13 protein-coding genes, 1 tRNA gene and 3 pseudogenes are annotated in these 21,628 nt (G+C 71.3%); 6 read left to right on the forward strand and 11 right to left on the reverse strand.

All coding sequences use genetic code 11. The features are described from left to right. Window positions 1-230 precede the first annotated feature (230 nt). The 3 genes from AB0761_RS29270 to pyk all read left to right on the forward strand — a co-directional run bounded on the left by AB0761_RS29270 (window position 231) and on the right by pyk (window position 3,756). Complete coding sequence (locus AB0761_RS29270) at window positions 231-1,532, forward strand: MFS transporter (RefSeq protein WP_377272142.1); 1,302 nt, start codon at window positions 231-233, stop codon at window positions 1,530-1,532. Window positions 1,533-1,557: 25 nt separating this feature from the next. Beyond that, window positions 1,558-2,223, forward strand: coding sequence for a TetR/AcrR family transcriptional regulator (locus tag AB0761_RS29275; protein ID WP_377272143.1), 666 nt, complete (start codon window positions 1,558-1,560; stop codon window positions 2,221-2,223). A gap of 90 nt (window positions 2,224-2,313) precedes the next feature. After that, window positions 2,314-3,756: a pyruvate kinase gene (gene pyk / locus AB0761_RS29280; RefSeq protein ID WP_377272144.1), complete on the forward strand. Its 1,443-nt coding sequence runs from the start codon at window positions 2,314-2,316 to the stop codon at window positions 3,754-3,756. A 50-nt stretch (window positions 3,757-3,806) separates the two neighbouring features. On the opposite strand, the pseudogene AB0761_RS29285 reads toward pyk, so the two are convergent. Further along, window positions 3,807-4,585 (reverse strand): annotated as a pseudogene (locus tag AB0761_RS29285) (helix-turn-helix domain-containing protein). 128 nt (window positions 4,586-4,713) lie between these two features. Beyond that, window positions 4,714-4,796: transfer RNA gene (locus AB0761_RS29290), tRNA-Leu, on the reverse strand. Between the two features lie 92 nt (window positions 4,797-4,888). Here AB0761_RS29290 and AB0761_RS29295 point away from each other — a divergent pair. After that, window positions 4,889-5,527, forward strand: a complete 639-nt coding sequence (locus AB0761_RS29295) for an ANTAR domain-containing response regulator (protein WP_377272145.1) — start codon at window positions 4,889-4,891, stop codon at window positions 5,525-5,527. A 72-nt stretch (window positions 5,528-5,599) separates the two neighbouring features. Here AB0761_RS29295 and AB0761_RS29300 read toward each other — a convergent pair. The 6 genes and pseudogenes from AB0761_RS29300 to AB0761_RS29325 all read right to left on the reverse strand — a co-directional run bounded on the left by AB0761_RS29300 (window position 5,600) and on the right by AB0761_RS29325 (window position 12,314). Continuing rightward, window positions 5,600-6,314 (reverse strand): annotated as a pseudogene (locus AB0761_RS29300) (ABC transporter ATP-binding protein). After that, a complete protein-coding gene (locus tag AB0761_RS29305) occupies window positions 6,311-7,303 on the reverse strand; it encodes an ABC transporter ATP-binding protein (RefSeq protein WP_377272146.1) in 993 nt (330 codons plus the stop codon). Before AB0761_RS29305 ends, AB0761_RS29300 begins: the two are co-directional and overlap by 4 nt. Window positions 7,304-7,308: 5 nt before the next feature. Continuing rightward, entirely contained in the window at window positions 7,309-9,117 is a 1,809-nt protein-coding gene (locus AB0761_RS29310) for a branched-chain amino acid ABC transporter permease (RefSeq protein WP_377272147.1), read from the reverse strand. Between the two features lie 5 nt (window positions 9,118-9,122). Continuing rightward, the gene (locus tag AB0761_RS29315; RefSeq protein ID WP_377272148.1) at window positions 9,123-10,055 is read right to left on the reverse strand and encodes a branched-chain amino acid ABC transporter permease; all 933 of its coding nucleotides are present in this window, start codon (window positions 10,053-10,055) and stop codon (window positions 9,123-9,125) included. A 137-nt stretch (window positions 10,056-10,192) separates the two neighbouring features. Further along, complete coding sequence (locus AB0761_RS29320; RefSeq protein ID WP_377272149.1) at window positions 10,193-11,431, reverse strand: branched-chain amino acid ABC transporter substrate-binding protein; 1,239 nt, start codon at window positions 11,429-11,431, stop codon at window positions 10,193-10,195. 298 nt (window positions 11,432-11,729) lie between these two features. Further along, on the reverse strand, window positions 11,730-12,314 hold the full coding sequence (locus tag AB0761_RS29325; RefSeq protein ID WP_377272150.1) for a Tat pathway signal sequence domain protein: 585 nt from the start codon (window positions 12,312-12,314) through the stop codon (window positions 11,730-11,732). Window positions 12,315-12,586: 272 nt separating this feature from the next. Here AB0761_RS29325 and AB0761_RS29330 point away from each other — a divergent pair, with 272 nt between their 5' ends. Continuing rightward, window positions 12,587-13,195: a GNAT family N-acetyltransferase gene (locus AB0761_RS29330; protein WP_377272151.1), complete on the forward strand. Its 609-nt coding sequence runs from the start codon at window positions 12,587-12,589 to the stop codon at window positions 13,193-13,195. 177 nt (window positions 13,196-13,372) lie between these two features. Here the strand turns inward: AB0761_RS29330 and AB0761_RS29335 are convergent, their stop codons facing one another. Then, window positions 13,373-13,873 carry a PaaI family thioesterase gene (locus AB0761_RS29335; protein WP_377272152.1) on the reverse strand — a complete coding sequence of 167 codons (501 nt, stop codon included), beginning with the start codon at window positions 13,871-13,873 and terminating at the stop codon, window positions 13,373-13,375. A 226-nt stretch (window positions 13,874-14,099) separates the two neighbouring features. Here AB0761_RS29335 and polA point away from each other — a divergent pair, with 226 nt between their 5' ends. After that, complete coding sequence (gene polA / locus AB0761_RS29340; RefSeq protein WP_377274382.1) at window positions 14,100-16,793, forward strand: DNA polymerase I; 2,694 nt, start codon at window positions 14,100-14,102, stop codon at window positions 16,791-16,793. 50 nt (window positions 16,794-16,843) lie between these two features. Here the strand turns inward: polA and AB0761_RS29345 are convergent, their stop codons facing one another. Together AB0761_RS29345 and AB0761_RS29350 are read right to left on the reverse strand one after the other, a co-directional pair. Then, the gene (locus AB0761_RS29345; RefSeq protein ID WP_377274384.1) at window positions 16,844-18,388 is read right to left on the reverse strand and encodes a flavin monoamine oxidase family protein; all 1,545 of its coding nucleotides are present in this window, start codon (window positions 18,386-18,388) and stop codon (window positions 16,844-16,846) included. Between the two features lie 358 nt (window positions 18,389-18,746). Beyond that, a pseudogene (locus AB0761_RS29350) lies at window positions 18,747-21,454 on the reverse strand (ATP-dependent RNA helicase). Window positions 21,455-21,628: the final 174 nt, after the last annotated feature.

The following is a 21,628-nucleotide window of genomic DNA, read 5'->3' on the forward strand; positions in this document are numbered from 1 at the left end:
CGGTCGCCGCCTACCCCCGGTCGCCGTCGGCCGCCCAGTTGCCGTCGGCCACCCCGGTGCCTGCGCCCGCGTCCGCGCCGGGTGCGTCCTGGTCGGACTCGCCCGAGATTCCTCCGCTCCGAAGGAATGCAGGGGTAGCCCAGGGGGTTGGGCACAGCGACAGGACAGACAGGTCTGTCTATTATGGTGAACAGACCGGTCTACACACTCCAGCGTCGTCAGGACCCCCCATGCCGAACAGCCCCACCACCCTCGACACCCGCCGCCCAACCCCCAGCCGACACAGCCGCGCCGACCCCCGCCCACCCCGACGCCTCTCCGCCACCGCCTCCCTGCTCCTCCTCGCCAGCATCATCGTCAGCCTCCTCGCCTCCTCCAGCGCCCCCACCCCCCTCTACGCCACCTACCAAGCCCAATGGCACTTCACCCCCCTCACCACCACCATCGTCTTCGGCGTCTACGCCATGGCCGTCCTCGCCGCACTGCTCACCCTCGGCCGGCTCTCCGACCACCTCGGCCGTAAGCCCGTCCTCCTCGCCGCACTCGCCGGCCAGGTCATCGCCATGATCCTGATGACCACCGCCGACGGAGTCCCCCAACTCCTCATCGCCCGCGTCGCCCAAGGCCTCGCCACCGGCGCCGCACTCGGCGCACTCGGCGCAGGCATGATGGACCTCCACCGGGACCGCGGAGCACTCGCCAACTCCGTCGCCCCCGGCATCGGCACCGGCACCGGCGCCATGCTCTCCGCCCTCGTGGTCCAGTTCCTCCCCGCCCCCACCCACCTCATCTACCTCCTGCTGCTCGCCGTCTTCGCCCTCCAGGCCGCAGGCGTCCTGCTGATGCCCGAAACCGTCACCCGCAAGAGCGGCGCCCTCGCCAGCCTCACCCCCGAGATCTCCCTCCCGCGCACCCTCCGCGGCCCCGTCCTCACAGCCGCCCCCGTACTCTTCGCCGTCTGGGCGCTCGCCGGCTTCTACGGAGCCCTCGGCCCCGCCCTCACCCGCCAGCTCACCGGCGGCACCGGCTCCGTCCTCCTCGGCGGACTCGCCCTGTTCGTCCTCGCCGGAGCCGCCGCCCTCGCCGTGATCCTGCAGCGCAACACCCCCGCCCGCCGCCTCGTCACCACCGGAGTCGCCGCCACCGTCATCGGAGTCGCAGGCGTCCTCGCCTCCCTCTCCGCCGGCTCCGTCACAGGCTTCTTCGTCGCCACCGTCATCGCAGGCCTCGGCTTCGGCGGCGGCTTCCAGGGCGGCATCCGCTTCGTCATGCCCCTCGCCGCCCCACACCAGCGAGCCGGAGTCCTCTCCCTGCTCTACACCGTCAGCTACCTCGGCCTCGGCCTCCCCGCCATGGTCGCCGGATACCTCATCGTCCACGTCGGAGGCCTCTACACCACCGCCCGCGAATACGGCGCCGTCGTCATCCTGCTCGCCGCCTCCGCCCTCCTCGGCCTGCTGCTCCGCCGGCAGGACGAGACTCCCGGACTCGTCGTGGTGACCTCCGACCAGATCGACGCCGCGCTAGAATAGACAGACCTGTCTGGAGGGCAGCACCATGGCCACCGAACACACCCACAAAACCGCACCAAAAGCCCCCGCCCGAGACCGCCTGCTCGCCGCAGCCGACGAACTCTTCTACCGCGAGGGCATCCACACCGTCGGCATCGACCGCATCATCGAACACGCCGGAGTGGCCAAAGCCTCCCTCTACAACACCTTCGGCAGCAAGGACGAACTCGTCGGCGCCTACCTCCAAGGCCGCCACGCCCACATCGCCGCCCGCCTCACCCAGGCCCTCACCCGCCACCACACCCCACGCAGCCGCCTCCTCGGCATCTTCGACTACCAGGCCGAACAGTTCGCCGAGCCCACCTACCGGGGCTGCGCCTTCGCCAGCGCCAGCGCCGAAGCACCGGCGGGCGGCACCGTCGAGCGCGCCGCGGACGCCTACCGGGCCTGGATCCGCTCGCTCTTCACCGAACTGGCCGCCGAGGCCGGCGCCCCCGAACCTGCCGTCCTCGCCCGCCAACTGCACTTCCTCTACGACGGCAGCGGGATGTCCGCCCGAATGGACCGCGACCCCACCGCCTCCGCCGCCGCCCGGGTCGTCGCCGAGGCCCTGCTGGACGCAGCCCTCGCCACCCGCCCCGACCCGACAGCAGCCCCGGCAACCCCTGAGGGCCCGTCCTCGACCGGGTCTCCCGCACCCCGCCAGGCATGACCGCAATGTTCAACAGGGCTTTCCCCACACGTCATGTGACGAACCGCCAGCGCTTCGGTGTTACGCGCCGGTAATCCCTAGGCTCGACCCATGCGCCGAGCAAAAATCGTCTGCACCCTCGGGCCGGCAGCCGACTCCTACGATCAGATCAAAGCTCTGGTCGAAGCAGGTATGGACGTCGCCCGACTCAACCTCAGCCATGGCTCCTACGCCGAACACGAGGAGCGATACCGCAGGGTCCGCAAGGCCTCCGACGAGGCCGGTCGCAGCGTCGGCATCCTCGCCGACCTCCAGGGACCCAAGATCCGCCTGGCCACCTTCACCGAAGGCCCCGTCCTCCTCGAACGCGGCGACGACTTCACCATCACCACCGAGGACGGGGTCCAGGGCGACCGCACCATGTGCGGCACCACCTACCAGGGGCTCGCCGCCGACGTCACCCGCGGCGAGCGCATCCTGGTCGACGACGGCCGGGTCGCCCTCGAGGTCACCGACGTCGCCGGACCCCGCGTCCACTGCACCGTCCTCGAAGGCGGCATGGTCTCCGACCACAAGGGGCTCAACCTCCCCGGCGTCGCCGTCAGCGTCCCCGCACTCTCCGACAAGGACGTCGCAGACCTGCGCTGGGCACTGGACATCGGGGCCGACCTGATCGCCCTCTCCTTCGTCCGCACCGGCGCGGACGCCGACGACGTCCGCCGCATCATGGCCGAAGAGGGCCGCCGGGTCCCCCTCATCGCCAAGATCGAGAAGCCCCAGGCGGTCGACAACCTCGAATCCATCATCGAGGCCTTCGACGGCTTCATGGTCGCCCGCGGTGACCTCGGCGTGGAGATGCCGCTGGAGCAGGTCCCCCTGGTCCAGAAGCGCGTCATCAAACTCGCCAAGCGGAACGCCAAGCCCGTCATTGTCGCCACCCAGATGCTCGACTCGATGATCCACGCCTCCCGCCCCACCCGCGCAGAGGCCAGCGACGTCGCCAACGCCGTGCTCGACGGAACCGACGCGGTGATGCTCTCCGGCGAGACCAGCGTCGGCAAGTACCCGGTCGAGACCGTCAGGACCATGGCCAGGATCGTCACGGCCGCCGAGGAGGACATCCTCGCCAAGGGCCTGCCCCCGCTCACCACGAGCAACAAGCCCCGCACCCAGGGCGGCGCCGTTGCCCGGGCCGCCGCGGAGATCGGCGACTTCCTCAACGCCAAGTTCCTCGTCGCCTTCACCCAGAGCGGCGACACCGCCAAACGCCTCACCCGCTACCGCTCACCCATCCCCGTGCTCGCCTTCACCTACGAGCCGGCCGTACGCAGCCAGCTCTCCCTCACCTGGGGCGTGGAGACCTTCCTCGGCCCCCTTGCCGCGAGCACCGACGAGATGATCGCCCAGGTCGACGCGCAGCTGCTGAAGATCGGCCGCTGCAAGCAGGGTGATGTCGTCGTCATCACCGCCGGCTCCCCACCCGGACTCGCCGGCCGCACCAACCTCGTCCGCGTCCACCACGTCGGCGAGGACGACGCACCCCGGCAGTACTGACCCCGCGGCCCGGACGCCCCACCACCCACGGCGGCGCCCGGGCCCCCTCATCAGTACTTGGGCCCCACGTGCAGATCCATCAGCGCGACGGACTCCCGGCGGGCCACGGAGACATTGACGGCCCCGCCGCTGTGCGGGGCGGCCTTCCACTGGACACCGACGGCGTCCAGGGTGTCGGTGAAGAGGCGGATGATGTCCTCCGACTTGTTGGTGAAGAAGTATCGCGGGTACTCGTAGCGCTTCTTCTCGCCCGCCACGATCCTGGTGGCCCAGTTGGTGATGCGACAGCCGTCGGAGTGGATCAGCCCGCGGATCAGGGACCAGGGGTGGCGGTCCACGATCTCTTGCTGCCACCCGACGAGTTCGATCGGGCGCTGGTGCTTCTTGCCCGGACCGTGTTGCGGAAGCATGCAGAGCCAGTGTTCGGTGTACGAGTGGACATCGGTGCACCCCTTCCGAGGGCGAAGACTGGTGGCGTAGGCGGGCAACAGGGCTTTCATCGCTGACTCGGCCTCTTTGATCAGTCCGGGCCAGGCATCGCAGCACGAGATCGCCAAGTGGTGCTGCTTCTTCTTGAGACGATGTGGCCGTCGCCGAGGTAGAGACCCAGGACGTACGCATACGCACCGGCTGGGAATGAGCTCCCGTTGCACCGGGGACAGAAGGTTGGCCGCGGGGGTGTCGGCTCTCCCCGTGTGACTCGATCTCTGTGTACCCAGTAGCCGACGGTGCCGCGCGGAATCCCGTACTGCACCGAGACTTCTCGATACGACCGGCCCGTACGGCAGGCGTGGACTACCTGGTCGCGAATCTCATCTGGCCACCTCATGGACACAGATTGCGAGACCGCAGTGCCAAGCCTCAAGCAAAATGGGGAACGTACATTCGATCGGATGGATCGCGTCAACGGCGCTCCGTCAACGTCGCCGATTTGGGTGATTGACGAGGTCTGTCGGGTGCCGGGTGCGGGATTCGAACCCGCAAGCCCTCTCGGGCAGATGTGTTTGAGACATCCGTGTATGCCGTTCCACCAACCCGGCCAGGTTGTTGCTGAGCAGCCTACCGTGTGTGTGTCCGGCCGAGTGTGTAGATACCCTCGTGCATGCAGTACCCGGCCGGAACGAGGAGTCCCGTGAGCACCGCCGACGAGCAGAACGAGCCCGTGTCGCCCGAGGTCACCCGGATTGTCATCGCCGAGGACGAGGCGTTGATCCGGCTGGACCTCAAGGAGATGCTTGAGGAGGAGGGCTACACCGTCGTCGGTGAGGCCGGGGACGGGGAGACCGCCGTGAAGCTCGCCGAGGAGCTGCGGCCGGACCTGGTGATCCTGGATGTGAAGATGCCGGTGCTGGACGGGCTGTCCGCCGCTGAGCAGATCCATGAGGCGCACATTGCGCCCACCCTGATGCTGACGGCGTTCTCGCAGCGGGAGCTGGTCGACCGGGCCCGGGATGCCGGGGCGATGGCGTACATCGTGAAGCCGTTCAGCAAGAGCGATCTGGTGCCGGCGATCGAGATGGCGGTGTCCCGGTACACGGAGATCCGTGCGCTGGAGGGCGAGATCGCCGACCTCAACCAGCGGCTGGAGACCCGCAAGCTGGTGGACCGGGCGAAGAGTGTGCTGCAGACCAAGTTCGGGCTGACCGAGCCGGCGGCGTTCCGCTGGATCCAGAAGACCTCCATGGACCGCCGGATGACCATGCGGGCGGTGGCGGAGGCTGTGATCGAGGAGGGCGATGCCCAGGACCGTAAGAAGTCCGAGGAGGCGTAGCCGCGTGGGATGTGGATGGGCCCGGCCGCTCGGCGGCCGGGCCCTTGGGCTGTCCGGGGTGTCCGGGGTGGGTCAGTCCTCGCCGAGGTAGGCCTTGCGGACGGAGTCGTCGTGGAGGAGCTGTTGGCCGGTGCCCTTGAGGACGATGGTGCCGGTCTCCATGACGTAGCCCTGGTCGGCGAGGGAGAGTGCGGCCTGGGCGTTCTGCTCGACGAGCAGGATGGTGGTGCCGGAGGCGCGCAGCTCGGTGATGGTGGACATGATCTTCTGCATCATGATGGGGGAGAGGCCCATGGAGGGTTTCCAGCATGAGCAGTTTGGGTCGGGACATGAGGGCGCGGCCCATGGCGAGCATTTGCTGTTCGCCGCCGGAGAGGGTGCCTGCGGCCTGCTTGCGGCGTTCGCCGAGGATGGGGAAGAGGGTGTAGGCCTTTTCCACGTCCTGTTGGATGCCTGGGGTGTCGCGGCGGAGGAAGGCGCCGAGGAGGAGGTTCTCCTCGATGGTCATCCGGGGGAAGATGTGGCGGCCTTCGGGGGAGTGGGCGAGTCCGAGCGAGACGATTTTGTGGGCGGGGACTCCGTGGAGTGGTTTGCCCTCGAACTTGACCTGGCCGCCGATGGGCTTGAGGAGCCCGGAGAGGGTGCGCAGGGTGGTGGTCTTGCCGGCGCCGTTGGTGCCGATGAGGGTGACGACCTGGCCGGCGTCGACGGTGAAGCTGATGCCTTTGACGGCTTCGATCTTGCCGTAGGCGACGCGGAGGTCCTCGACCTCGAGCAGGGCGGTCACTTGGCGTCCTCCTCGGACTCGGTGGGCGCCTCGGTGGGCTGCGCGTCGGCGGGCTCCTGGGCCGCGGTGGGCTGCGCGTCGGCGGGCTCCTCGGCGGTGTCCGCCGCTCCGGCTGCCTCGGCGGCGTGTGCTTCGGCGGCCTGGACCTCCTGTGCTTCTTCTTCGCCGGGGGCGCCTTCGAAGGGGGTGCCGAGGTAGGCGGCGATGACGCGTTCGTCGCTCTGGACGGTGGCGGAGTCGCCTTCGATGAGCTTCTGGCCCTGGACGAGGACGGCGGTGCGGTCGCAGAGGTTGAAGATGAACCGCATGTCGTGCTCGATGACCAGGATGGCGATGCCCTGGTCCCGGATGGCGAAGATGAGTTCTTCGGTGACCCGGGTTTCCTGGGGGTTCATGCCGGCGGTGGGCTCGTCGAGGAGGAGGAGTCCGGGCTCGCTGGCGAGGGCGCGGGCGATTTCGAGCTTGCGCTGCTCGCCGTAGGGGAGGTTGCGGGCGAGGTGCTCGGCTTTGCCGTCGAGGCCGACGAAGCGGAGCAGTTCCATGGCCTTGTCGCGGGATTCGCGTTCGGTGCGGCGGAAGCCGGGGCCGCGCAGCAGGGCGGAGAGGATGCCTTGCTTGGTGCGGCAGTGGCTGCCGACGATGACGTTCTCGAGGACCGTCATGTTGGCGAAGAGGCGGATGTTCTGGAAGGTGCGGGCGATTCCTGCCTGGGTGACCTTGAAGGGTTTGGCGGGGAGGATGTTGCCCTGGTAGCGGACGGTGCCTTCGGTGGGGACGTACAGGCCGGTGAGGCAGTTGAAGAAGGTGGTCTTGCCGGCGCCGTTGGGTCCGATGAGGCCGATGATCTCGCCGGTGTTGACGGTGAGGTCGACGTTGTTGACGGCGGTGAGGCCGCCGAACCGCATGGTGACGCCGCCGGCCTGGAGGAGGGGGGTGCCGGGGGCGGGTGCGGTGTTCCCGGCGGGGGTGGTGATGGTGTCGGTGGTCATGGTGGTCACGCCCCTGCCTGGGTGAGGCCGGCGACGTCCTTGCCGGTGACGGTGGCGACGGGGCCGCTGTCGGTGGGGATGTCGTCGTGGTACTCGAGCTGCTGCCTGCGGCTGGCGATGAGGCCTTCGGGCCGGAAGCGCATCAGCAGGACGAGGGCGATTCCGAAGCCCAGGAGCTGGTAGTTCTGGAGGAATTGGAATTTGGCGGGGATGAGGTAGAGGAGGCTGGCGCCGAGCAGGGGTCCGCTGATGGTGCCCATGCCGCCGAGGACGACGGCGGCGAGCAGGAAGGCGGAGTTGGGGGGTACGGGGCCGGCGAACTGGTACTGCTCGGGGACGACGGTGAAGGTGACGTGGGCCTGGACGGTGCCGGCGAGGCCTGCGAGGCCGGCGCCGAGGGCGAAGGCGAGCAGTTTGAGGCGGAAGCCGTTGATGCCCATGGCGAGTGCGGCGGTTTCGTCTTCGCGGATGGCGATCCAGGCGCGTCCGATGCGGGAGTTGCTGGCGCGGCTGAAGACGGTGACGACGATGACGGTGAAGAGCAGCATCAGCAGGTAGTAGTTGGCGAACCTGCCGAGGGTGATGCCGCCGATGTCGTGGGCTGCGCCGAAGTCGAATCCGAACATCTTCAGGTCGGGGATGTCGTGGATGCCGTTGGGGCCGCCGGTGAGGTTGGGGCCGGTAGTGCCGTCCATGTTCTGGACGGCGATGCGGAAGATCTCTCCGAAGCCGAGGGTGACGATGGCGAGGTAGTCGCCGCGCAGCCGCAGGGTGGGGGCGCCGATGAGGACGCCGAAGACCATTGCGGCTGCGGCGCCGGTGAGGGCGGCGGCCCAGAAGGGGAAGTGGATGGTGTGGAAGCGGGAGGAGGCGGAGCCGGAGACCAGTGCGGCGGCGTAGGCGCCGACGCCGAGGAAGGCGACGTAGCCGAGGTCGAGGAGGCCGGCGAGGCCGACGACGATGTTGAGGCCGAGGGCGACGGTGGCGAAGACCAGGATGTTGACGCCGATGGTGGCGTACTGGTCGTCGGACTGGGTGAAGGGGAAGGCCGCGGCGGCCGCGAAGGCGGCGGCGACGGCGATGGGCCGCTGGTGGGCGGCGATGGCGGAGAGGCGGCTGAGGACACCGGCCTGGCCGAGGGCGGTGACACCGAAGCCGGTGGTGATGAGGAAGCCCGCGAAGAGTTCGGCGTAGGAGGTGTCGATGCCGTAGGTGAAGACGCCGAGGGCGACTGCGTAGGCGGCGATGACGATGAGGATCTCGGCCCCGGCGGAGAGCGCCTTGGGGGCCTTGAGGGGCCGTTTGGCGAAGGAGATCCGCAGGGCGAGGGCGAGCGCCGGGCGGTCGGCGGTGTGCTCCTTGGTGTGGCGGTCCAGGGGGAGGCCGAGGGCGCCGAGGAGGAGGACCAGGGAGGCCGCGCCGGCGACGTAGCCGCCGGGTTCGAGGTTGACGATGCCGCCGAGTTCGGTGGTGATCGCGATGAGGGTGTACCAGGTGGTGGCGAAGGCGCCGATGGCGAGGAGCGCCACGGCGTTGTCGGACCCGGTGGGGAGCAGCCAGCGCAGGCCGCGGATGCGGTAGGAGGCGACGGTGTACAGCAGCGCGAGCAGTGCGGCGACCAGGGTGAGGACCTGGAGGCCGCCGGGGTAGCCGGTGACGGTGAGGTCGCCGGGGAAGTCGGTGGTCCAGGTCCAGGCGAGGAAGGTGGATGCGGCGGTGGCGACGGCGCCGATGGCGGTGGCCGCGCGGGCTGCGGTGGGCGGGAGGGGGATGACGGGGGTGCGCTCGGTGGCGCCGGTGGCGGTGTTGGTCATCGGGTTCACGCTCGATCCGCGACGCGCTCGCCGAGCAGGCCTTGTGGCCGGACGAGGAGGACGACGATGAGGAGGACGAAGGCCCAGACGTCGGCCCATGATTGGCTGCCGAGCTGGTGCATGCCGGGGATGTCGGCGATGTAGGCGGTGGCGAGGGCTTCGGCTACGCCGAGGACGAGGCCGCCGAGCATGGCGCCGTAGATGTTGCCGATGCCGCCGAGGACGGCCGCGGTGAAGGCCTTGAGGCCGGCGAGGAAGCCCATCGTGTAGTCGACCTGGCCGTAGCGCAGTCCGTGGGAGACGGCGGCGACGGCGGCGAAGGCGGCGCCGAGGGCGAAGGCGACGACGATGATGCGGTCGGTGTTGATGCCCATCAGCTTGGCGGTGTCCGGGTCCTGCGCGGTGGCCTGCATGGCGCGGCCGGTGCGGGTTTTGCGGACGAAGGTGCCGAGGATGACCATGCTCAGCGGTGCGGCGAGGAGCAGGAAGATGTCGGCGGGCTGGATGGATATGTAGGAGGTGATGTTGAAGGGTCCGCCGGAGATCTGGGGGAAGGTGCGGGCGTCCTTGGCGTGGGGGTACCAGGCCCAGACGGCCTGCTGGAGCGCAATGGAGAGGCCGATCGCGGTGATCAGCGGTGCGAGCCGGGGGGCGTTGCGCAGTGGCCGGTAGGCGAATCTCTCGGCTGCCATGGCGATGAGTACGGCGGTGAGGATGCCGCCGATGAGCATCAGGGGGAGGGCGAGCCAGATCGAGGTGCCGCTGGGCAGTGCCAGCCAGGTGGTGAGGGCGCCGAAGCCCCCGGTCATGAAGATCTCGCCGTGGGCGAAGTTGATGAGCTGGACGATGCCGTAGACCATCGTGTAGCCGATGGCGATCAGCCCGTACATCGAGCCGAGGATCAGGCCGTTGGCCAGCTGTTGCGGCAGTTCGTGCACCGCAGGGCCTCCGTGTTGCTTCCGGTTGTGCCGGGTGGGACAGGACGGGGTGTGCTGTGGGTCGGCGGAGCTGGATGCGACTGCGCGCGGGGGCGCTGGGTAGCGCCCCCGCGCGCGTGGTCGGGCGGTGCTGCGGGTCAGCCGCTGAAGGTGCCGGTCTTGCCGACGGTCCAGGCGTTGCCCTTGACGACGTAGACGGTGAGCTGCTTGTTGGTGGCGTCGCCGAACTCGTCGAAGGAGACCTTGCCGGTGACTCCGTCGAAGGAGACCTTGCTCATGGCGTCGACGACCTTGGCGCGGGCGTCGTCGGGGAGCTTGCCGCCGTTGGCGTCGACGACGGCCTTGATGGCCTGGACGATGGCCCAGGCGGAGTCGTAGGAGTAGCCGCCGTAGGCCGCGTAGGGGTCGCTGTAGCCGCCGGCGTTGTAGTCGGCGACGAACTTCTTGGCGGAGTCGAGGGACTCGACCGGGGCGCCGACCGAGGTGGCGAGGTCGCCGTCGGCGAGGTTGTTGGCGAGCTGGATGTACTTGGGGTCGTACATGCCGTCGCCGCCCATGACGGGGATCTTGTCGCCGGTCTTCTTCAGCTGGCCGCTGAGCGGGCCGGCCTCGGGGTACTGGCCGCCGTAGTAGACGATGTCGGCACCGGAGGACTTGATCTTGGTGATGACCGAGGAGAAGTCCTTCTGCTTGGTGTTGACGTGGTCCTGGCCCACGACCTTGCCGCCGAGCTTGGTGAACTCGTCCTTGAAGGCGGCGACCAGGCCGGTGCCGTAGGTCTGCTTGTCGTCGACGAGGAAGACCTTGGTCTTCTTGGCGTCGTTGTAGGCGTACTGGGCGGCGAAGGGGCCCTGGATGGCGTCGGTGGTGGCGGTGCGGAAGTAGGACTTGAAGGGCCGCACCTTGTTGCCCGAGGCGTAGTTCTCACCCTGGGTGAGGGTGGGGTTGGTGTTGGCCGGGGAGACCTCCACCAGGTGGGCGTCGTCGAAGACCTTCTGCATCGACTGCGCCACGCCGGAGTTGAGGGGGCCGACGACGCCGAGGACGCTCTTGTCGGCGACCAGCTGGGTGGCGTTCTGCTGTCCGGAGGAGGGCTGGGCCTGGTCGTCCAGCGCCTTGGTCTTGAAGGTGACGCCGGGGACGATCTTCTGGGCGTTGGCCTGCTTGACGGCCAGGTCGACGGAGTTCTTGATGCCGAGGCCGAGGGCCGAGAGGTCACCGGAGATGGGGGCGTCGACGCCGATGGTGACGACGGTGCCGCCGGAGCCGCTGTCTCCGTTGGCCTTGTTGTCCGACCCGCGGGAGCCGCAGGCGGTGAGGGTGAGGGCCCCGGCAGCGACGGTGGCGCTCAGGACCACCAGAGAACGATGACGCACGATCAGTCCTTTCCTCTTCAGGAGGCTCCTCGAGGCGAGGTGCCGAGTCGCGCGCCGATCCGAGGTGAACGGTCGTTGGCGCGGTGACTGGCCGTGACTCTAGATGCCTCCGGATGCATCGGGCAGGGGTGGGCACATGCTGTGATTGTCTTGTTATGACCAGGGCGAACGGCTGTCTCGAATGGTGGCTTCCGGATGGCCGATCGAGAGCTCTGCCCGCCCGTTGAAATGACCTTCCAGGGATATCCGCAGGTCGGGGCAAGGGTGTCCGGATATCGGACGGATGTTTACAGTTCGCTCACGGAACCGCGCCGCTCCGGTGTTCGGACGGATGGCACTGGCGCCGGACAGCGGCGGAAAGGTCGTGTGCGTAGCGCTCCCCGAGAATTTCGCTCTCGGTCTGTATTGCGCGCGTGTTACGCAGCGTTACATTCACGAAAGGAAGCGACAGACCCCTCGGCGCCGCCGCGCAATCGGTGACCGTGACGCGCAACTCCACGGTCCACGGCCGCCCGCGGCGCACCTCCACCGGCGGGACCGGCGCCGTGGCCAGCGCCATCCCGGCGTAGTCCTGGGAGATCGCCGTCACCGTGACCGGCGGCCCCGCGACCACGGTGATCACCACCAGCGCCCGGAAGGTGCCGTCCATGTCCTGGGTGTCCGCCGCCGGGCCCTGGTAGACGACCGCGGCGACCTCCGCCGGCCAGGGCGGCGGCACCGGCGGTGGGCCCGGCATCGGCTCCGGGGCGGCAGCCAGCAGCAGTACGGCCAGGGTGCAGCCCACGGCGATCCGGCGATACGGGACGGCTGTCGCGGGGGCGCCGTCGTACGGCGGGGCGGCCGCGACCGTACCGGAGCCGTCCACCGCCTCCACGGGCCCCACCGCTCCGTGCGGCTGTCCGCGCAGCCTGCCGCCTGCTCCCCATGCGCTCCCCTCCGCGGCTGGGGCATGCCCGTGCGGGCCTGCGGTGAAACAGGCTTTCGGGTGCCGTCCGCCGCAGGCCGCGGGGGAGGGCTGTACCGCCGTCGTGCGGGTGCCGTACGCTCCGCTGCAAACGGCCGCGCACGGCATCGCCTGCGGGGTCGGCCGCACCGGTTGAGGTGCGGTGGCCGGGCGTCTGCGTGCGCCCGCGGGCAGGTGGGAGGTGCGTCTCCATGACGCGGGCCGTGATCTCGGTGCGCGAGGCGCGTCCGGAGGATCTGCCGGAGCTGGCGGAGAGCTGGTCCCGGGTGCACGGTGTGCTGGGCCGCTGGTCGCGAGGGCTGCCGGGGCCGTCCGTGGCGGAGCTCTCCGGAGTGCTGGAGCGTGCCGCGGCCAACGCCGATGAACGGTTCGTGGTCGCGCTGGTCGACGGAGCACCCGCCGGGATCGCGTATCTGACGTGTCGTCCGCTGTCACCGCTGCATGCGGAGCGGGCCGCCCATGTCGACTATCTCCACGTCCGCGACGGCTTCCGGCGCAGCGGGGTGGGTCGGGCGCTGCTGGCGGCGGCCGCCGGCTGGGCGGAGGAGAACGGGGCCGGGCAGGTGGCGGTCAACGTTCATCCGGGGCTGCGCGACGCCAACCGGTTCTTTGCCCGCTGGGGTTTCGCACCGCTGTCGGTGCGGCGTGCGGTGCCGACTCCTGCGCTGCGGCGGATGCTGCTCGGCGACGGTGCGGCGGGCCGGGTGCCGTCCCGCCGCAGGGAGGCGGCGCGCAGGGTGATGCAGCTGCGCCGCCCCGCCCCGCTGCCGCTGCCCGAGGGCGCGGAGCAGGCGGGCTGACCCTCGTCCGTGGGGCGTTGGGGTGCGCGTCGGAGGCGGCGGGCTGCCCGCCCTGCGCCGGAGCGGCAGGGCGGGCGGCTGCGGGCCGGCCGGGGCGTCCGTGAGCGCCCGTGCCGTGGGCGCTGTGGGGCGTCGGGGTTGCGGGGCGTCGGGGCTGTGGGGCGTCGGGGTTGCGGCTCAGGTGTCGCGCAGCATGCAGGTCAGCCGGCAGCTGGTGATGCGGCGGCCCTGGTCGTCGGTGACGGCGATCTCGTAGGTGGCGGCGGTGCGGCCGCGGTAGACGGCGGTGGCGACGCCGGTGACGATGCCGGAGGTCGCCGAGCGGTGGTGGGTGGCGTTGAGGTCGACGCCCACGGCGTAGCGGCCGGGCCCGGCGTGCAGCATGGCGCCGACGGAGCCGAGCGTCTCGGCGAGGGCGGCGGAGGCGCCGCCGTGCAGCAGGCCGTAGGGCTGCTGGTTGCCCTCGACGGGCATGGTGCCGACGACGCGTTCTGGGGAGGCCTCCAGGACCCGGATGCCCATGCGGCGGCCGAGGTCGCCGCCGGAGAAGGTGGCCGGGTCGACGCCGAGCTTGGCGAAGTGGTCGATCACGTCCTGGGGGACGTTGAGGTGCGGGGCCTCGGGGGCCGCTGCCGGCTCGGCGGGCGTGTCGGCGGTGGTCGGGGCGGGCTCGGCCATGGTGCTCCCTGCAGACGTCGTCGTCCCGGTGATCGGGGAAGGCTTCTGCCGGTGATCGTACTTCCGGGTCTGCCGGGCCCAGCAGGGGGGCGCCCGCTTTGTCGCTCGGTGTCCGGTGTCGGTGGCGCCCCCTAGGATTCAGGGTGTCAGCGCAGTCGGCAGGACGGACGGACAAGTGGCGGGTCTGAGTGGGGCGCACAGCGGTTCGGGCGGCCGCCCGCGGCTGATGCTGCTGGACGGGCATTCCCTGGCGTATCGGGCGTTCTACGCGCTGCCGGTGGAGAACTTCAACACCACCACCGGTCAGCCGACGAACGCGGTGTACGGCTTCACGTCGATGCTGGCCAACACTCTGCGGGACGAGGCGCCCACGCATGTGGCGGTGGCCTTCGACGTCTCCCGCAAGACGTTCCGGTCGGAGCTCTACGCCGACTACAAGGCGAACCGTTCGGCGACGCCGGACGAGTTCCGCAGCCAGATCGGTCTGATCGGCGAGCTGCTGGATGCCATGCGGCTGCCGCGGATGGCACTGGAGGGCTTCGAGGCCGACGACATCATCGCCACGCTGGCCACGGCCGCGGCGGGCGAGGGTTTCGAGGTGCTGATCGTCACGGGGGACCGGGATTCGCTGCAGCTGGTCAATGACCATGTCACGGTGCTGTACCCCACCAAGGGCGTCTCCGAGCTGACCCGCTACACCCCGGAGAAGGTGGCGGAGAAGTACGGCGTCACCCCCACCCAGTACCCCGACCTGGCGGCGCTGCGCGGCGACCCGTCGGACAACCTCCCCGGCATCCCCGGTGTGGGGGAGAAGACCGCCGCGAAGTGGATCAACCAGTTCGGGTCGTTCGACGCGCTGGTGGAGCGGGTCGACGAGGTCAAGGGCAAGATCGGCGAAAAGCTGCGGGAGAACCTGGAGTCGGTCAGGCGCAACCGCGAGCTGACCGAGCTGGTCCGCGATGTGGAGCTGCCGCTGGGCGTCGGGGACCTGGAGCGCGGAGCCTATGACCGTGATGCGCTGACGACGCTGCTGGAGTCCCTGGAGTTCCGCAACCCCAACTTCCGGGACCGGGTGTTCGCCGTGGATCCCGCCGCGGGCGCGGAGGAGGCCGCGGTCGAGGTCGGCCCCGGTGTCGATGTGGACGGCGCGGTGCTGGCTGCTCCCGGCTCGGTGGCGTCCTGGCTCGCGGGGCACGGCGACGGGGACCGCGTCGGCCTCGCCGCGGTCTACGACTGGGCGATGGGCGCGGGCAGCGTCAGGGAGGTGGCGCTGGCCACCGCGGCCGGCCCGGCCGGCTGGTTCGACCCGACGCAGCTGGTGGAGGAGGACGAGCGGGCCTTCGCCGCGTGGCTGGCCGATCCGGAGCGGCCCAAGGCGCTGCACATCGCCAAGCATGTGATGCGGGCCTTCGCCGAGCACGGCTGGGTGATCGCCGGTGTCACCGCCGACTCCGCGCTCGCGGCGTATCTGGAGAAGCCCGGCCGGCGTTCCTTCGCCCTGGAGACGCTGGCGGAGGAGTATCTGGGCCGCTCGCTTCAGCCGGCCGCCGAGACCGAGAGCGGCCAGCTGTCCTTCGACACCTCCGGTGACGAGGAGGACGACGCCGAGGCGGCCGCGCAGGGGCTGATGGTGCAGGCCCGTACGGTGCTGGATCTGGCGGAGGTCTTCGAGGCCCGGCTCGCCAAGGACGGCGCCGCGGAACTGATGCGGGATGTGGAGCTGCCGATGTCGGCGGTGCTGGCGCGGATGGAGCGCACCGGTATCGCCGCCGACCGGGCGTGGCTGTCCTCGCTGGAGGCGCAGTTCGCCGGGGCGGTGCAGCACGCCGTGGAGGAGGCCCACGCGGCGGTGGGGCACGCCTTCAACCTGGGTTCTCCCAAGCAGCTGCAGGAGATCCTCTTCGGTGAGCTCGGCCTGCCCAAGACCAAGAAGATCAAGACCGGTTACACCACCGATGCGGACGCCCTGCTGTGGCTGGCCGGGCAGACCGACAACCAGCTGCCGGTGATCCTGCTGCGCCACCGCGACCAGGCCAAGCTGCGGACCACCGTGGAGGGCCTGATCAAGACGGTGGCGGAGGACGGCCGCATCCACACCACCTTCAACCAGATGGTGGCCGCCACGGGCCGGCTCTCCTCCCAGGACCCCAACCTGCAGAACATCCCCGTGCGTACCGACGAGGGCCGCTCCATCCGCCGTGCCTTCGTGGTCGGTGAGGGCTTCGAGTCGCTGTTGACCGCGGACTACTCCCAGATCGAGCTGCGGATCATGGCGCACCTCTCCGAGGACGAGGCGCTCATCGAGGCCTTCACCTCGGGGGAGGACCTGCACACCACCGTGGCGTCCCAGGTCTTCCAGGTGGAGAAGACCGGGGTCGACGCCGAGATGCGCCGCAAGATCAAGGCGATGTCCTACGGCCTGGCCTACGGTCTCTCCGCCTTCGGTCTCTCCCAGCAGCTCGGTATCGAGGCGGCTGAGGCACGGCGGCTGATGGACACCTACTTCGAGCGGTTCGGCGGGGTGCGGGACTATCTGCGCCGGGTCGTCGAGGAGGCCCGGATCACCGGCTACACCGAGACCCTGCTCGGCCGCCGGCGCTATCTGCCCGATCTCACCAGCGACAACCGGCAGCGCCGCGAGATGGCCGAGCGGATGGCGCTCAATGCGCCGATCCAGGGCTCGGCGGCCGACATCGTCAAGATCGCGATGCTGCGGGTCGACGAGGGACTGGCCAAGGAGCAGCTGCGCTCCCGGATGCTGCTCCAGGTCCATGACGAGATCGTGCTGGAGCTGGCCCCGGGCGAGCGGGAGCGGGTGGAGGAGCTGGTGCGCCGGGAGATGGCCGCCGCCTATCCGCTGCGTGCCCCGCTCGATGTCTCCGTCGGTGTCGGCCCCAACTGGGAGGACGCGGCCCACTGAGCCGGCGCGAGGGGTGCGGGCGGGATCCGCCGCCCGCACCCCTCGCGGTGTCAGGCCTTCAGCGCCCGGCTGTGGAGGGCGGTGACGGCCTTGCGGGCGGACAGGATCGCCCCGTGCTGCCAGGCGTCCATGTAGGTCAGCCAGTCGCCGGCGAAGAGCACCCGCCCGGCCGGCTCGTTCAGCGGCTTGTAGACGGCCGCGTCGGGGCCTCCGGGGATGCTGTGCCAGGCGCCTTCCAGGTGGGGTGTGCGGGCCCAGGCGATGGAGAAGGAGTTGGCCAGCTCCGTCCGGTACTTCTCACCGTGGATCTTCACTCCCTGCATCACCGCCCGCGCCTCGCGGTCCGCCGGGGTGAGGGCGGCGTAGGCGTCCGCGTTGCTGCCGGTGTTGTAGTAGCCGACGATGACGCCCCGTTCGCCGTGGTGGCCGTAGGAGGGGTACCAGATGTGGGAGAGGTCCATGTCGGTCTCGGTGATGCCGCCGTAGATCCGGTGGTCGGTCTCCCACCAGCGGCTGCGGTACTCCAGGCCGATCTTGCCCGCGGACGACGGCCTGATGGTGGTGAGGCCCTGCTGCACCTCGGTGCCCAGGTTGTGCGGCAGCTTGGCCAGCAGATGCGGGGGCATGGCGGCGACGCAGTAGTCCGCCTTCAGCAGCCGTTCGCGGCCCTGCGGGTCGCGGTAGCCGACCGCGACCCCGTCGGCGGACTGCACCAGCGAGGTGGCCTGGCAGCCCAGCTTGAACCGGTGCGAGCCGATGGCCTTGGCGAAGGCCCTCGGTATCTGGTCCATGCCGCCGACCGGCTGGAACATCAGCATCGCCTGGTCGAATTCGAACTCGAAGGAGAAGTGGCGTCCCACCCCGGAGGCGAACACCGCGGAGGCGTCGGGCACATCGCCCAGCAGCGTGCCCGGGGTGCCGGCGGCGCCCGGCCAGGTGGTGTAGCCGCGGTTGGAGCCGCCCTTGTACGCGTAGCCGTCGGCCTTGCCGCCGATCTGGCCGAAGTCCTCGATGAACGACAGCAGCCGCGCCTTGTCGTCCGCGGTCAGCTGCTGGTCCAGCGCCCCCTGGTCGGTGGCCTTGGCCAGCAGTTCGCTGACATAGCCGTAGGTGTCGGCCTTGGCGGTGCGGTACCGCATGGGCTTCCCCGGCTGCATGCCGGCCGACTCGTGGTAGATGTACGCGTCGGCGTTGGTGTTGGTGAACACCTCGATGGGGACGCCGAGTTCGCGGCAGTAGTCGAGGGTGACCATCCACTGGGCGAGCCGGGCCGGCCCGGCGTTGAGGTACTGGCCCTCGGAGAACCGCGACCGCTGGGTGTGGCCGTCGAGGTCGGTCAGCGAGTCGCCGCCCCTGACGGTGAAGTTGCGGCCGCCGGGCCGGTCCCGGGGTTCGAGGATGGTGCAGTCGTAGCCGGCCTTGCCGAGCTCGTACGCCGCCGTGAGCCCGGCGATGCCGCCGCCCAGGATGACGACCTTGCCGGCGGAGCGGCCGGTCAGATGGAAGTCGGAGGGCCGGGGCGCGCGGAAGTCCTCGGGCGGTGTGGCGGCCGCCGCGGTGGGAGCCAGGCCCAGTGCCCCCATGGTCGCGAACATGGCCCCGGCCCCGCCGGTGATGCCGACGGCCCGCAGGAAGCCCCTGCGGTCCAACCCCGTGGGCTCTGCCCCGTGCTGCGCATGCGTCATGAATCCGCCTCTCCGAATCAGCTGGTGAACCCGCTTCGCCTGCTGTGCTCGGACGATCTTGAGCGCGGAGTGTTACGCGGGACGTGGCTGAGGCATCACGGGGCGGTGTCCGGGGCCGTGCGTATGTGAACAACCTGCTAACGCACCGGATCTGACGTGCCGTAACCAACGTATCCGGGACGGTCGGAGAGTCTCTGGGGGCTGTTGGGGCGGTTGGGCCGGTCCGGACCGATGTCTTCCGGATTGCCGCCCGGACCGGCGGTGCCCCTCAGCGACGCGGGTTGGTGCGGCGGGTGGCCCGGGCGCCGGCCGGGTCCTCCGGCCAGGGGTGCCGGGGGTAGCGACCGCGCAGCTCCGCCCGTACGGACCGGTAGCCGTCCCGCCAGAAGGACGCCAGATCACCGGTGACCGCGGCGGGGCGGCCTGCCGGTGACAGCAGATGGACGGTCAGCGGTGCCCGGCCGCCCGCGAGCGCCGGGGCCGCGTCCCAGCCGAAGAGCTCCTGCAGCTTCACCGCGAGCACCGGCCGCTCACCGGAGTAGTCCACCCGGACCCGGGACCCGCTGGGCACCTCGATCCGCTCCGGGGCGAGCTCGTCCAGGCGCTGCGCCTCACCTGTCGCCCACGGCAGCAGCCGCCGCAGCGCGTCCGCGGTGTCCACCCGCTCCAGATCGGCACGGCGCCGGGCCGCGCCCAGCTCCGGGCCCAGCCACTCTTCGGCGCGGGCCAGCAGCGCCTCGTCGGAGACATCCGGCCACGGCTCGCCGAGCACCCGGTGCAGAAAGGCCAACCGGGCCCGCAGCCCCCGCGCGGCCTCGCCCCACCCCAGCACGGCGGAGACCCCCTCGCGGGCCAGGCCCTCCAGCAGCGCGGCCCGTACCAGCTCGGGGTCGGGCGCCCGCAGCGGTACGGCGGCCAGCTCCACCGCGCCCAGCGCCGTCACCCGGCGCGCGGACACATCGCCGCGCCGTCCACCGGTTGCCGACCAGAGGACCTCCTCGCGTTCGCCGAGCAGCGGTGCGGCCGCCCGCCGGGCCGCGTCCTCACTGATCGCCGCCGCTCGCAGCACCCGCGCGGACGGCGACCCGGCGGGCCGGTCCGCGACCGCCACCGCCAGCCAGGGCTCCCCGGCCAGCGGCGACCCGGCGGCCACCTCGGCGGCGGTGCCCGAGACCATCAGATAGGGGATCCGGTGGGCGCCCGGCTCCGGCCGCCCCCCACGCAGCCGGGCCACCCGTTCCGGGAAGGCCAGCGCCACCATCAGACCGGCAGCCGCGGCGTCCGACGGCTGAGCGGCGTCCCCCGCTGCGTCGCTTCCGACCGCCCCGCCGTTCCCGTCCCCCGCCCCGCCGTTGCCGTCTCCCGCCCCGCCGTTCCCGTCTCCCGCCCCGCCGCCCTGGCCGAGGGAGCGGCGCAGCCGCCGGGACTCCTCCCTCCAGCGGGCCGCCCAGCCGGGGTGCCCGCCGCCACCCGCACGGGCCGCCCGCCACACCGCTGCGAGATCGTCCCCGAGCGCCCGTGGCGGCTCCTCCGACAGCAGCGCCACCACCTCGGCCGCCCGTCGGGCCCCGACCTCCCGGCCGCCGTCCAGCAGCGCCCGGGCCAGCCGCGGATGGACGCCCACCGAGGCCATCGACCGGCCCCGCGCGGTGACCCTGCCGTCGCCGTCCACCGCTCCGACGGCGCGCAGCGTCTCACGCGCGGCCGCCAGCGCCCCGGCGGGCGGCGGGTCGGGCAGGGCCAGCCCGGTGGCATCCGGATCGCCCCAGCAGGCGGCCTGCAGCGCGAACGGGGTGAGGTCGGCGAGGGCGATCTCGGGCGCGGGATAGGCGGCGGTACGGGCGTCCTCCGCCTCGTGCCAGCACCGGTAGACGGTGCCCGGTGCCTCACGCCCGGCCCGTCCGGCGCGCTGCCGGGCGGCGGCCAGCGAGGCCCGTACGGTGACCAGGGTGCTCAGCCCGCGTGCATGGTCGGTGCGCGGCTCCCTGGCCAGACCGCAGTCGACGACGGCGCGCACCCCCGGCACGGTCAGGCTGGACTCGGCGACGGAGGTGGCCAGCACCACCCGGCGCCGCTCGGCGGGGGAGAGCACCGCGTCCTGCACCTCGGGCGGCGCCTGCCCGTGGACCTGGAGCACCTCGATGCCGGGGAGGCCGCCGAGCAGTCCCGCGACCCGGGCGATCTCACCCACGCCGGGCAGGAAGCAGAGCACATCGCCGCCGCACTCGGTGAGCGCCCGGCGCACGGTCGCGGCGACATGGTCGAGCAGCGCGGGATCCACCCGGGTGCCGCGGGGCGGCTGCACCGGCCGCGGCGGCGGTGCCCATACGACCTGCACCGGATGGGCGTGCCCTGGGCGGCCACCACCGGCGCGGGTTCGCCGCCCCCGCCGAGCAGCCGCGCCCAGGCGGCGGTGTCGGAGGTGGCGGAGGCGGTCACCAGCCGCAGCTCCGGGCGGAGTGCGGCCCGTACGTCCAGCAGGAAGGCCAGGGCGGTGTCGGCGTCGAGGTGGCGCTCATGGCACTCGTCGAGCAGGACGGCGTCGACGCCGGCCAGTTCGGGGTCGCGCTGCAGCCGCTGGAGCAGGACACCGGTGGTGACCACCTCGACCCTGGTGCCCGGGCCGACCCGGCGTTCGCCGCGCACGCTGGAGCCGACCGTGCCGCCCACCGCCTCGCCGAGCTGCCAGGCCATCCGCCGGGCGGCGGCCCGTACAGCCAGCCGTCGGGGCTCCGCGACGATCACCCGCCCGCTGCCGCTGCCGCCGCCGTCGCCGGGCAGGCCGGGTACCAGCCCGGCCAGCGCCAGTGGCACCAGGGTCGTCTTGCCGGTGCCCGGCGGGGCGCAGAGCACGGCCGCTCCACGCTCCTCCAGGGCGGCGAGCAGACCGGGCACGGCCTGCCGCACGGGCAGTGCGGCCCAGGGCGGGGTCCCGTCGTCGAGGGGGCGGGGGCGGTCGGCGGCGGACGCAGGCATGCGGCAAGTCTCCCCGATGCCCCGCGCGGCCCTCCCGGGGCGCCGTCCGGGCGGCCGCGGTCTGCCGTCCGGCCGCCCGGTCCCTCAGCCGTCCGGTCCCCCGGTCCCTCAGCCGTCGTCGCCCGCCCACGGCCGCGGAGAGCCGGGTCGCGGGCCCCCGCCCCGCCCCGCCGC

The organism is Peterkaempfera podocarpi (assembly GCF_042466665.1).
GTDB classification, from domain to species: domain Bacteria; phylum Actinomycetota; class Actinomycetes; order Streptomycetales; family Streptomycetaceae; genus Peterkaempfera; species Peterkaempfera podocarpi.